14 protein-coding genes are annotated in these 12,457 nt (G+C 59.6%); 8 read left to right on the top strand and 6 right to left on the bottom strand.

Going from position 1 to position 12,457, the window contains the following annotated elements:
* Window positions 1–26: 26 nt before the first annotated feature.
* From GRI41_RS13935 to pal, 6 genes are read left to right on the top strand one after another with little or no spacing between them, the layout of a single operon-like run.
* Complete coding sequence (locus GRI41_RS13935) at window positions 27–500, top strand: YbgC/FadM family acyl-CoA thioesterase (protein ID WP_160605747.1); 474 nt, start codon at window positions 27–29, stop codon at window positions 498–500.
* Complete coding sequence (tolQ, locus tag GRI41_RS13940; RefSeq protein WP_160605748.1) at window positions 497–1,204, top strand: protein TolQ; 708 nt, start codon at window positions 497–499, stop codon at window positions 1,202–1,204. Before GRI41_RS13935 ends, tolQ begins: the two co-directional genes overlap by 4 nt.
* On the top strand, window positions 1,204–1,701 hold the full coding sequence (locus GRI41_RS13945; protein ID WP_160605749.1) for an ExbD/TolR family protein: 498 nt from the start codon (window positions 1,204–1,206) through the stop codon (window positions 1,699–1,701). The genes tolQ and GRI41_RS13945 overlap by 1 nt, the downstream gene beginning before the upstream one ends.
* Before the next feature lie 12 nt (window positions 1,702–1,713).
* Window positions 1,714–2,544 carry an energy transducer TonB gene (locus GRI41_RS13950; RefSeq protein ID WP_160605750.1) on the top strand — a complete coding sequence of 277 codons (831 nt, stop codon included), beginning with the start codon at window positions 1,714–1,716 and terminating at the stop codon, window positions 2,542–2,544.
* A complete protein-coding gene (gene tolB, locus GRI41_RS13955; protein WP_160605899.1) occupies window positions 2,544–3,935 on the top strand; it encodes a Tol-Pal system beta propeller repeat protein TolB in 1,392 nt (463 codons plus the stop codon). Before GRI41_RS13950 ends, tolB begins: the two co-directional genes overlap by 1 nt.
* A 52-nt stretch (window positions 3,936–3,987) precedes the next feature.
* Window positions 3,988–4,503, top strand: a complete 516-nt coding sequence (gene pal / locus GRI41_RS13960; protein WP_160605751.1) for a peptidoglycan-associated lipoprotein Pal — start codon at window positions 3,988–3,990, stop codon at window positions 4,501–4,503.
* Window positions 4,504–4,560: 57 nt separating this feature from the next.
* Here the strand turns inward: pal and GRI41_RS13965 are convergent, their stop codons facing one another.
* Complete coding sequence (locus tag GRI41_RS13965) at window positions 4,561–4,710, bottom strand: hypothetical protein (protein ID WP_160605752.1); 150 nt, start codon at window positions 4,708–4,710, stop codon at window positions 4,561–4,563.
* A gap of 182 nt (window positions 4,711–4,892) precedes the next feature.
* Between GRI41_RS13965 and GRI41_RS13970 the strand changes: the two genes are divergently transcribed.
* Entirely contained in the window at window positions 4,893–5,438 is a 546-nt protein-coding gene (locus GRI41_RS13970; RefSeq protein WP_160605900.1) for a J domain-containing protein, read from the top strand.
* Here the strand turns inward: GRI41_RS13970 and GRI41_RS13975 are convergent.
* Genes GRI41_RS13975 through GRI41_RS13985 form a run of 3 tightly spaced genes read right to left on the bottom strand, consistent with a single transcriptional unit; the run spans window position 5,435 to window position 8,493 of the window.
* The gene (locus GRI41_RS13975; RefSeq protein ID WP_160605753.1) at window positions 5,435–6,226 is read right to left on the bottom strand and encodes an SDR family NAD(P)-dependent oxidoreductase; all 792 of its coding nucleotides are present in this window, start codon (window positions 6,224–6,226) and stop codon (window positions 5,435–5,437) included. The two genes, GRI41_RS13970 and GRI41_RS13975, sit on opposite strands and share 4 nt — an antisense overlap.
* Before the next feature lie 18 nt (window positions 6,227–6,244).
* Window positions 6,245–7,144 (bottom strand): ATP-grasp domain-containing protein, encoded by a 900-nt coding sequence (locus tag GRI41_RS13980; protein ID WP_160605754.1) that lies wholly within the window; start codon window positions 7,142–7,144, stop codon window positions 6,245–6,247.
* 17 nt (window positions 7,145–7,161) lie between these two features.
* Window positions 7,162–8,493, bottom strand: a complete 1,332-nt coding sequence (locus GRI41_RS13985) for a cystathionine gamma-synthase family protein (protein ID WP_160605755.1) — start codon at window positions 8,491–8,493, stop codon at window positions 7,162–7,164.
* 350 nt (window positions 8,494–8,843) lie between these two features.
* Here GRI41_RS13985 and GRI41_RS13990 point away from each other — a divergent pair, with 350 nt between their 5' ends.
* Complete coding sequence (locus GRI41_RS13990; RefSeq protein ID WP_160605756.1) at window positions 8,844–9,587, top strand: DNA/RNA non-specific endonuclease; 744 nt, start codon at window positions 8,844–8,846, stop codon at window positions 9,585–9,587.
* A gap of 6 nt (window positions 9,588–9,593) precedes the next feature.
* Here GRI41_RS13990 and GRI41_RS13995 read toward each other — a convergent pair whose 3' ends face one another.
* Window positions 9,594–11,147 (bottom strand): SLC13 family permease, encoded by a 1,554-nt coding sequence (locus tag GRI41_RS13995; protein WP_160605757.1) that lies wholly within the window; start codon window positions 11,145–11,147, stop codon window positions 9,594–9,596.
* A gap of 59 nt (window positions 11,148–11,206) precedes the next feature.
* On the bottom strand, window positions 11,207–12,445 hold the full coding sequence (locus GRI41_RS14000; protein WP_160605758.1) for an NRAMP family divalent metal transporter: 1,239 nt from the start codon (window positions 12,443–12,445) through the stop codon (window positions 11,207–11,209).
* Window positions 12,446–12,457 lie beyond the last annotated feature (12 nt).

The raw sequence follows: 12,457 nt of genomic DNA on the forward strand, positions 1-12,457 counted from the left end.
GCGCTGCGCTAAAGCGGAAATCGACAATGGCACTCCAACCGAACCCACGGCCCAATCCCCCGGGCGGCGTCTTTGACGGACCGCTGCATCTCTATGCGGTGCGGGTTTATTATGAAGACACGGACCTGTCGGGCATCGTCTATCACGCCAATTATCTGCGCTGGTTCGAACGCGCCCGGTCTGACGTTTTGCGGCTTTTGGAGATAGACCAGCGCGCGGCGATAGAAGCGGGCGAGGGGGCCTATGCCGTGGCCGATTTGCAGCTCAAATATGTGCGCCCGGCCAAGCTCGATGATGATGTGGTGATCCACACGCGCTGCACGCAATTGAAAGCGGCCAGCGTGATCATGCATCAACGTGCAATCCGCGGTTCACAATTGCTGTGCGAAGCGACATTCCGCGTTGGCTTCGTCGCACCCGATGGCCGCCCGCGCCGACAGCCCGAAGCATGGCGCAAAGCCTTTGCGCCCGTTATTTCACAAGTAGAAAGCTTTTCATGAATCTCTTTCCGTTTCTAACCGCTGCGACAGCGCCAACGCGGCTCAATCCGCTCGATCTGTTCCTAGAGGCTGACATCGTGGTGCAGGCGGTGATGGCCGGGCTGATCCTTGCCAGCATCTGGGTGTGGATGATCATAATCAGCTTCGGCCTGCGCCTGTCGGGTGTGAAGAAACGCTGCGCCAATTTCGAAACGGAATTCTGGAAAGCGGATGATTTCGATGCTTTGCTGAAGGATCGCGTCAAACTCAACATACCCTCTGCCCGGGTGGCTGCTGCGGGTATGGGCGAGTGGCGGCGCTCGCTCAAAGTGAATGGCGGCAAGTCCGACCGCGAGGGGATACGCCAGCGTCTGGCCAGCGCGATGGAAAGCCAGGTTGCCCAAGAAGCCGATACGCTTGCCGACCGGCTCAATTTTCTCGCCACGGTAGGCTCGGTCGCGCCCTTTGTCGGTCTGTTCGGCACCGTATGGGGCATTATGAACAGCTTCTTCCAGATCGGCGCGCAGGAAAACAGCTCGCTCGCGGTGGTGGCGCCGGGCATTTCTGAAGCCTTGTTTGCGACAGCCATTGGCCTGTTTGCCGCGATTCCGGCGGTGATTGCCTATAACCGGTTCAGCCATGGGGTGAACTCGCTCGAGGCGCGGATCCAGCGCTTTGCAGACCGGTTCCACGCCAGCCTGAGCCGCGAATTGGAACGCAGCTGATGGCAATGGGGCTGTCTTCATCGCGCAGAGCGACCCGGCGCGGCCGCCGCGCGCCCATGGCCGAAATCAACGTGACACCCTTTGTCGATGTTATGCTGGTGCTGCTGATTATCTTCATGGTCACCGCTCCGCTGCTTGCATCGGGCGTACCGATTGAACTGCCCGAAAGCCGTGCAAATGCGCTGCCGGCCGAACAGGATCCGCTGACCATTTCGGTCGGGCGCGATGGGGTGATTTACCTCGACAACGCGCCGGTTTCGGCCAGCGAATTGCCCGCCCGCCTGGCCAATATCGCCAACGGTCCTGACGGGAACAAACCGCAAGTCACTCTGCGCGGCGATCAATCGATCAATTACGGGATGATTATGGCGGTTATGGGAGAGCTGAACCGCGCCGGTTTCAATTCCATCGCCATGGTCACCCGCGATACATCGGCCCCGCCGGCATCAACCGATGGCGAGCCGGCGGTCAGTGATGGTTCAGCTACGGAGCAATAGCTCCAACCGGTTATGGAAAGCGCCCAGCTCAGAAATGAAGAGATTATCGGCCTTGCGGTCGCGGTCATTCTTCATGCTGGCTTGCTCCGTGTCTTGCTGATGGAGCCTGCGCCCGAGCCTGTTCCGCCGTTGCCAGAGCGGGTTACGGTCAGTCTTGCCGCAGATATTGGTCTGGACGCGACTGCGCCCGCGATCATCCGCGAAAGCCGCGCGGCGATGGCCCCGACGCTCACCGATATTCCCAGGCCGCCTTCGGATGATCCTGCGGTTGTGACGCCTGCACAGGCAGCGCCGGACAATCCCCGGCCGCTGACCAGCACTCCACCGGCAACGCGGCAGCCTTCGCGTACATCGCAGCGGAGTGATCCGACGCCCCGGCGCCGGCCCGACAAGCCTGCCAGCCGCCCAACAGCTGCGGCCAGCACCCCCAGCGCACCGGCGGGCGGCAGCCGGATCAGCGACAGTTTTCTCGATGGCGCGGGTAGCAGCACCGAGACATCCGAAACGCGACCGCCCGCCTCGCAGATTGGCAACAGCACCAAGGCGTCTTTGCTGCAGGGAATCCAGCGCCAGTTAAAACCGCATTGGGACGCGCCCGAAGGTGCCGACGCGGAAAAGCTGAGCACCCGGGTCAGTTGGCGGTTGAATGAAGACGGAAGCCTGTCGGGCACGCCGACTTGCCGGGCGACCGAAGGCATCACTGCATCGAACAGCGCGCAAGCGGGAATACACTGCCGCGCGGCCATTCGTGCAATTCGTAACGCTGCACCCTTCGACCTGCCGATTAAATATTACAACGCTTGGAAAAGTGTGAGAGACTTTAGATTTAGCGGAGCCCTATGATGAAATTGCTGCGAGTTTTCGCAATCTTGCTGTTGCTGCCTGCCCCCGTCGCGGCGCAGGATCTTGGCGACCCTGTCGAGCCGGTGACGTCGGTAGAGACGGCTTTCGAAGATGAAGATGAAGGTCTGACCGGCGGCGAAGTGATCGACGAGCTGGCGATGCAGAATCTGAGCATCGCCATCGCCAGTTTCGCAACAGATCGTGACGTTTCCACGCCCGCCAATGGCAACGGCACGGCTGCGCTTGGCAACGAGCTTGCCCGCGTTGTGTTCAATGATCTGAAGAATAACGGCCTGTTCAAACCGGCCGGGCCGGATTCGCTTCCCAAACCGACTTACGCGCAGATCACCGCGCCCAACTGGCCCAGCTGGAGCAATCGCGGCACCGATATGCTGGTGCATGGATATGTCCGCGCGCGCGGTGATGGCCGCTTGACGGTCGGTTGTTATCTCTATGATGTCACGCTGCAGGACGAACTTGCGCGTGCCGGCTGGGTTGTCCCGCCGCGCGATTGGCGGCGCGCTGCGCATAAATGTGCCGACCTTGTCTATGCCACGCTGACCGGCGAAAGCCCGTTTCTCGACAGCCGGATCGCCTATATCGCCGAAACCGGCCCCAAGGATAAACGCACCAAACGCCTCGCGATCATGGATAGCGACGGCGCCAACCACCGCTTTATCACCACCGGCCGTTCAACGGCGCTGACCCCGCGTTACTCGCCCGATTACCGCCGTTTGCTGTATCTCAGCTATACTGACGGCAATCCGCGCATCTATATCTATGATATCGGCACCGGGCGGCAGACCTTGGTCACACAGAGCACAAACCCGACTTTCGCCCCGCGCTGGTCGCCCGATGGCAAATGGATCCTCTATTCGATGGCGGTGGCGGGCAATACCGATATTTACCGCGTATCTGCCGAAGGCGGTCCCAGCATTCGCCTGACCAATACGCCGGGTATCGATATCGGTGGATCCTATTCACCCGATGGCAGCAAGATCGTGTTCGAAAGCGACCGGTCGGGCAGCCAGCAAATCTATGTGATGAATTCCGATGGCACAGACCAGAAACGGCTCAGCTTCTTCGGCGGCCGCGCGGCGACACCCGAATGGAGCCCGCGCGGTGACCAGATTGCTTTCACCCATATTGCGGGGAATTTCCGTATTGCGGTGATGAGCCCGGGCGGCGGCGGTCTGCGCCATCTGACCGATAGCTGGCAGGACGAGGCACCGACCTGGGCGCCCAATGGACGGATTATCCAGTTTTTCCGGACAACGCGCAATTCTGGGACAACAGCATTGTGGCAGGTTGATTTAACCGGCCGAAATGAAAGGAAACTGCCAACACCTGTAGATGCATCCGACCCGGCTTGGGGACCCATTCTTCCCTAAGCGCATTCTATCAAGGCATGCTGGGCCACAAACCAGCGTAAGGAGACGCAAAATGAAAACTCGTTTCGCCACAGTTACTCTTCTCGCCAGTGCGGCGGCGCTAGCCGGCTGTAAAACCACCGCGCCTGACGTGCTCCCGCCCGATCCGGGCGCGACGACAACGCAAACCGACACGACCAACACCCTGCCTGCCGGACCGCAGCTGGGAACCAACGAACATTTCGTCAACTCGGTGAACGGTCAGAACATCATCTATTTCGATACCGACCGCTACAATATCGACAGCGCCGATATTCCAGCGCTGCAAAGCCAGGCGCAATATCTGATGCAATATCCGAATATCAGCGTCACCGTTGAAGGCCATGCTGACGAACGCGGTACCCGCGATTACAACCTGGCCTTGGGCGAACGCCGCGCCAATGCGACCAAAAACTACCTCGTCAGCCTGGGCGTGCCTGCGGGCCGGATCCAGACGGTCAGCTATGGTAAGGAACAGCCGGTCGCGCTCGGTTCAAACGAGCAGGCATGGGCGCAAAACCGCCGTGCTGTGACGGTGGTTATCAATTAAAGTCTGATAAAAGGGAGGGCGGCTTCGCTTGCAGGAGCCGCCTTCATCCATTCGGGATTAATCGGTCAGAACCGATACCGCGTAAGCCGGAAGATCCAGGCCCGCTTCCATCCTTGCTTCGCGCAATTCACCCGCCGCACCAACCAGCGCAAGCAGAACGAGTGCAAGGGCAGACGCGTGTGCGGAGATGGAAAGTTGTTTGCTCATAGTCTCAATCTGTCTCTGTCTTCCGCTGCGCTCTAAACCGGATATATGAACGCTTTGTTGCAGTACAACATTTTTAATCGCAACTTAGTTCCCGCTCTTCCAAAAAAACTCAATTCTCTCTAGACGGACCGCTATGCCAGTCGGACAAAATGCATTTTTCCCGCGCTTTGGGGCGTTTCACCATGGTGGGTAAGCGGCGCAAGGATGATTGGGGGTTCCCCAATTGGGGCGGCTATGAAAAGTCGCAGGAAGCGGTCGCGCAGAAAGAATGCGACCGGCATGGCTGCGAAGAGGCGGGCCTGTGTCCGGCGCCCAAATCGCCCAACAGCCCCGACCGGTGGTATTTCTGCCAGAAGCATGCGGCGGAATACAATAAGGGCTGGGACTATTTCGAAGGGCTCGACAAGGAACAGGCCGCCGAACGCCAGCGCACCGAACAGCGCGACGCCAATGCCTATGCCGAAGCATCGCATTATGGCTGGGCCGGGGGAACCGGCGATGGCGGGCGCACTGCCGATGAAATGCTCGCGCTCGAAGTGCTGGAATTGGAAGCCGATGCCGATTTCGCGGCGGTCAAGAAGTCATTCCGGATAAAGGCCAAAGCGGTCCACCCCGATGTCAAACCGGGCGACAAGGAAGCCGCAAAGGAATTCCAGAAAATCCAGGTGGCTTACGAAGTCCTGAAACAAGCCGAAGAACGGCGCGAGTGGATGGGCAACAACAGCTAGTCGCGATCAATCGCCACGATCGGATTGTCGTTCCACCAAGGCACATCGGTCCACGGGCGGACATCCACTTCGTGCGTCCAGCAATTCCTCGGTTGGTGCGCCAGATGCCAATAGGTTTCGGCCAGCGCAGCGGGGTCGATCACACCGTCATCGCCTTTGCTGGCTTTGTAGGCTTCGAACTGGTCGCCCAGCAGCTTGCCCAGAGTGTCGGGCGCGTCGACCGATCCGTCGACGACGACATGGGCAACATGCACACCTTGGGGTGCGAATTCAGCATTGAGCGTCTGGCATAGCATCCGGCGGCCACCCATTGCGGCGGCGTGGCTATGCTGGCCGCTATTACCGCGCACGGCTGCGGTGGCCGATGTCACCAGCAAGCTGCCCGTTCCCCGTTCGACCATGCGGGGCGTGAGCACATGGGCAAGCCGGAACAGGCCGAATGTGCCGAGGCGCCAGCCCAGTTCGAACGTCTTGTGCGGTGTGTTGGGCAAAGTCCGGTTCCCGATCTGCGCGCCAAGATTATACATCGCACAATGGATCGGGCCGATTTCGCCTTCGACCTGTTCGACCAGATCTTCGATAGAGCCGTCTTCAGCCGCATCGAGCAGCCGCCCGCTTGCTTCACCGCCGGCATCGCCGATCTGGTCGACCAGCTTCTGCAATCCCGCCTCGTCTGACCGGCGGGCCAGCACTGCGTGATAGCCGCCTTCGGCAAAACGTTTCGCGACATGGCCGCCAATGCCCGCGCCGGCACCGATTACAAGGAACACGGGTTTTCGATCGGCCATATGCGGCTCCCTTCAGTCTCACCTTAGTCGGGCAACAATCGCCTCTGCGATTCGGTCGCCAAGATCGGGACCCTGCATCGGATAGAGGAACGGTTCAATGACCTCGGCTTCCATCAGCAGCAGCGATCCGTCCGCTCCCTCGGCATCAGCACGCAGCATATCGATCCGCGCATAAAGCGGCGGGTCACCGGGCAGCGCCTGCATTATCGTCAAAGCGCAGGCGATGTCCGCATCGCTGGGGGTGATCGGCGTTTCCTTGCCGCCATAGAGCGACTGGATACGGTACTCGCCGCTTGCCGGTGTTTTCTGGATGGCGTGCGAAAACGCGCCGTCAATGAACACAAAGGACAATTCGCCCTCTTGCTGGATCGTGGGCAAGAAGGGCTGGATCAAGGCCGGGGCCCCCATCCGCCAATCCGCCGCGGGAAGATCCGCCTTGGAGAATATTTCCTGCCCGATCGCACCGCCGCCCACGCGCAGCTTGACCACCACCTTGTCGCTTCCGAAAAATTTCAGCGCGGAAACGATATCAGCGCGGCCGGCATTGGCGGCCCATTTTGTTGGGATGGTTTGCGCGCCTTGCGCCGCAAGGTCCTTGAGATAGGCCTTGTCGATATTCCAGCGCACCAGATTGGGCGAATTGCAGACGATTGTTCCGGCTTTTTCAATCGCATCAATCTTCGCCACAAAGGCATCTGCGTGGTCCTGATAATCCCACACTGTGCCCAGCAGCACCAAATCGAATGCGGCAAAATCTTCCAGCGGGGAATGCCAGTCGATCTCTGTCAAAGAGCCGCCGCGCGCCTCCAGCGCCGGGCGCAGCGCCGCCACCTGAAGATCATGCTCAAACGCATCGCCGCGCCGCTCTCCGCCGGTAGAGGGCATCGTTGCCGGGCAGGCGAGGAAACCGATTTTCATGCGCCTGCCCTCCGGCATCAAACCTGATCGAGCGCTTGCGCGAAATCGGCAATCAGATCGTCGGGATCCTCAATACCGATCGAAACGCGCACCAAATTGTCGGTAATGCCCAGCTGTGCTTTTCGCTCGTCGGGCACGGACAGGTGCGTCATTGCCGCGGGCAAGCTGGCGAGCGTTTCGGTACCGCCCAGGCTAACCGCGAGTTTGGCGATTTTCATACTGTCGAGGAAACGGAACGCTTCCGCCTCGCCGCCTTTGACGAAGAGCGAGAACGTGCTGCCCGCGCCTTTGCAATGCCGGTTGTAAATGTCCTGCTGGCGCTCGTCTTCGATGAAGCCGAGATAGCCAAGCCGTTCGACCTTTGGATGGTCTTTCAGGAACGCGCAGACTTTCTCTGCATTTTCGCCAGCCCGCTGCATGCGCAACTCTACTGTTTCCAAGGACCGCAGCAGCATCCACGCGGTGTTGGGATCGGCAATGCCGCCCATCGTGTTGCGCAAGGCACGGATCGCATCAATCCAGCGCTTGCTGCCCGACACGCTGCCAGCAACGAGGTCCGAATGGCCGCCGACATATTTGGTCAGCGAATACACCACCAGATCAGCACCGTGATCGAGAGGGCGCGACCACAGGGGGCCAAGGAATGTGTTGTCGATCGCAATCGGGCAGCGGTCGGGATCGAAATGCGCGTCGCGTGCTTCTTTCACAGCCTCGACATCGACCAAGGCATTGGTCGGGTTGGCCGGGCTTTCGAGATAGATCAACGGCACTTCGCCGCCTTGCGCTTCGGCCTGCGCCTTGGCTTTCTTCATCACTACATCGAGTTCCTCGCGGGTCGCGCCTGCGGGGAAATCGATATAGGTGACGCCGAACTTGGCCATGACTTTGGCGACAAAGCCTTCGCTTGCGGCATAGAGTGGTCCCGAATGGACAATCACGTCACCCGCATTGCACGCGGCCAACATCAAAACGCAGATCGCGGTCATTCCGCTGGAGAAACACAGCGCATCTTCCGCGCCGTCCCAGATCGCCAGCCGGTCTTCCAGGATTTCCTGATTGGGGCCATTGAAGCGCGAATAGACAAGGCCTTCTGCGCCGCCGGGACGTTTGCCGGTGATGCCTTCAAAATGCCGCTTGCCGGCTGCCGAATTCTCGAAAGCGAATGTGCTGGTCAGAAAGATCGGCGCCTTGAGCGAGCCTTCGGATAGCATCGGATCGTAGCCGTGACCCATCATCAGCGTGCTGGGCTTCATCGGCTTGCCGCCAATCGTGGTGACTTCCGGCTTGGGCTTGCGGCGCGGTGTCGGGGTATCGACGGGTTCGAAGGCGTCTTGTGTCTTGTCGGTCATCGGGATGTCGCTTCCTAAGTTGAGTGTACCCTGGGCGCTCCTAGGAAGGCAGGAGCTTAACAGCCGGTCCGGTCGGAACCCCTTTTTGGGCCTTGTTCCTAACCTCCGCAGGAACGCATCTCCGAACTGGTCTCAATGGCAAATCCGGTATCATCTGAAACCAGTCTGTTCAACCAAAGAGAGTGAGATGCCCACCGGAGAATGTGACGGGTGCAGCTGCCCTCTTGCCTGATTGAACGTGCCGGTTTTCGCGACCGTGGGCTGTGTGATAGTAATACTCAAAATAATAGATGGTGAGTCGCGCCAGTGATCAGTGATATTACTTCAAATTTGAAGCAATGGAGGCAGTTATGGACGATCCGTTTCAAATGCAGCGCGAATTACGTTATGGCGCACCGGTCTGTGATCAGGTCCTGACCGGACGATATTTCACTATCGGCTATTCCTGGTACTTCCGGCAGGCCAAATGGACTCTCGAAATCGTCAATAGGGGTGGCAAGGAATTTGCCCCCGACGCTTTCTCAAAAGCCAAGCGGATGAACAATTTCCGCGCCGATGTGCGAATTCCCCACCGCTTCAGAGCCTCGCTCGAAGCCTATAAGGGCAGCGGATTTGATCGCGGCCATCTGGTGGCAAGCGCCAATGGCGATCTTAGGCATATCGAAAATAGCGAGACTTTCCTGTTGTCCAACATGTCGCCGCAGACAGGCGATTTCAATCGCCAGGCATGGCGCAAACTGGAAGAACGGGTGCGCGAGCTCAACGAACAGGATGACGTGCTGGAAACCTATGTTCTGAACTGCCCGGTTTTCGATTTCAGCAAGCCGATCGAAATGATCGGCGATGCCAATGACGAATACGGCATATCGGTTCCCGTACCGCACGCTTTCGTCAAATCGGTGCTGGCGGAGTACCGCAATGGTGCGCTCAAACTTTGGACTTTCCTGATGGAAAACAAGAAGCTCGACGATGACTTCGCGAAGTATCTGGTGGTGACTTACGACGCAGAACAACTGGTCGGCGGGCGGTTCTGGGATCGCGCCAGCGGCGGCGACATGCACGAGATGAAGAAAAACCCGATCCAGATGTGGTAATCCGGCCTATCCGATAAGCGCGGCGACAACCCACACCAACCCTACGATCAGGAATATCCCGGCGATATCGAGGATAATTCCTGCGCTCACCATTCGCGGCAGTTTGATCCGCCCGGTTGACCAGGCGATGGCGTTCGGGCCGGTCCCCGCCGGCAGCATAAAGCCCCAGCTTGCCGCGAGCGCGGCAGGCATGGCCAGCAGCACCGGATCGACGCCCATCGCCACCGTCAGGCTGGCCACGACCGGGATGATCGCGCTGGCGGTGGCGACATTGCTGGCGAATTCGGTGATCAGCACCACCATCGCGACCAAGGTCAAAGCGACGATAATCAGCGGCACTGCCGAAAGTGGCAGCAGCGCATTTCCAAGCCATTCGGCCAGGCCCGAAGCGCTCATTCCGGCGGCCAGCGCCAATCCTCCGCCAAACATCATGATCACGCCCCATGGCGCGCGGTCTGCCTCTTGCCAGGTCAGCAGCGGGCGGCCTGTTCCATCGGGCACAATGAACAGTGCAATTCCCGCGACAATGGCAATGGTGCCGTCGGTCAACGCCCCGTCCGGCAGCATTGGTTTGAGCCACGGCCCGCTCATCCAAAGCAGAAAGGTGATCGCTATGATCGGCAGCAAACGCCGTTCGGGGGCGCTCCAATTGGTGTTTGTCGCAATTGCCTGCCGCGCGGCCTCGACATCGAAAGCGTGGGCCGAAACATTCTGGACCCTGGCGATAATCATCGCCGCAATCGGCACGCCGACCATCACAATGGGCAGACCGAAAGCGGTCCATTGGGCGAAGCTGATTTGCAACCCGATCATATTGTCGAGCAGGGCCACAGCGATGCCGTTTGTCGGCGAACCAACGATGGTTCCCAAACCGCCTATTGATGCGGCAAAGGCAATACCCATTGGCAATGCGCCCGCCAGCCCATCGCGCTCCCCATCGGCCAAACCGCCGCCAGCGAGCACCGCAAGCGCCATCGGCATCATGATAAGCGTGGTGGAGGTGTTGGAGATCAACATGGAGAGCACCGCTGCGCTGACCATAAAGGCGAGCAGAAGCTTCTCTGCATTGGCGAGCATCAGGCCCGCGATGATCGCCACAGCAAGGGCCATCACCAGCAAGCTGGCGGGTGCGTTGAAGATCAACATGGACAGTATCGACGCGCTCACCACTGCCGCCAGCAGCCAGCGCGATGTGTTGGCGGGCATCGCTTGCCCGCTGCCCACCGTCTTGAGGATCGCCAGCGACAGCCGGCGGTGAAGACCGGTCCTTTCAATTGCCAGCGCGATAAATGCGCCGCCCAATATGAGAAACAGGATCGGCGCATAATATGCGCCAGCGGTTTCCCTTGCCGACATAACGCCCGCAAATGGCAGGACGACAAAGGGCAAAAGCGCGGTGGCGGTAAGCGGAATCGCTTCGGTCATCCACCATGCGGCCATCCACAACACCAGCCCCGCGACGAGCCAAGCCTCTTGCGGCATGCCCGAAGGCGCGGGAACAATCAGCGTCGCCGCGAATGCAACGAGGCCCAGAATAAAGCCGATCCGGCGTGCGGTCATTTTCGACGTTCTCTCCCCTACGCCACGCTTTGGCGTGTTCTATCTTGTCGGCCAGCGGTTCAAAGCATGAAGTAACTCACCGCGAGCGCGCCCATCACCGCAATGGCCAATATGTTCAGCCCCCTGATCGCGGCGCTTGGTCTGGCACTATCCGGCATCGCGCAGCGGGTGACAACCAAGTGATTGAGCAGCGCAATTATGGGGGCCGATAGAAAGGCGAGCGAAGTCGCCAGATCGACAAAAGTGCCAAAGTCGGTGAGCAGGAACAGCACCGCCGCAAAAGCGAGCGCGGCAACCGATAGCACGATTATAATATAGGCGCGGCGCAATGTCAGCGGATCGTTGTCATTGCCGATTTCCCGAAAGGCAGCGGTGAACGATTTTCCATAGGCGTCAAAGGCAACGAACATCGTCGACAGCATCACCGCCAAGGCTGAAATGGCTGCGAGCAATGCGGGGACCGGGCCCAGCGTTTCGCGGTAGAGCCCGACCAGCTGCGCCGCGAAGCCGACAGCGTCGGAAGCAGGCTCTACATTTCCTGTGTGCATTACGCCCGCACCCATGATGCAGAAGCAAAGCGCAAGAATGCCGCTCACCAGATAGCCGCCGAGGAATCCTTTGCGCGCCTCGGCCAACGTCGCGCGCTGTTCCGGCGGAACATTCTCTTCGGCTTCCACGGTCCAGATCGATTGCGGCACGGAAACGTCGAGCGGGTTGGGCATAAATCCGGCCAGAGCGATAACGAACAGCAATGCGGCCGGATCGGCAATCCAGCTGGTATCGGCAAGTGTTCTCCACTCGACCCCCGGCAAGACCATCACTGTCGTCGCCAAGGTCGCCAGGATCAGGAACAGCATCAAAAGGCGATTGACCCGGTCGAGCCAGTGATAGCCGCCGACTATGATCAGGAACACCGTCGAACCCAGCACAATCGCAATTAGGGCGGGCAATGCGAGATCGATACCGGTCAGCGCGCCCAGCAAACCCGCCGTAGTGGCGCTGATCGCAGCAACAATGATGGGCGCCACGGGCACGATCACCAGACAGAACAGAATGGGCGCCCACAGGCCCAATTCGCGATAGCCCGCCAGCAGCGATTGCCGGGTCGATTGTCCGTAATCGACGCCAAAGCGGTAGGCGGGATATTTGAGGATATTGATGACCACAATCGTGGCCACCAGAGCGAGCCCGAACAATGCGCCCGCCCGTGTGGACTGCACCAGATGCGACACCCCGACCGCCGCGCCCGAAAACAAAAGCCCAGGCCCCAGCGTGCGCCAGAAATTCGCCTTTGCCATAAATTGCCTCTC

It is taken from the genome of Pontixanthobacter aquaemixtae (assembly GCF_009827395.1).
In the GTDB taxonomy this organism is placed as follows: domain Bacteria; phylum Pseudomonadota; class Alphaproteobacteria; order Sphingomonadales; family Sphingomonadaceae; genus Pontixanthobacter; species Pontixanthobacter aquaemixtae.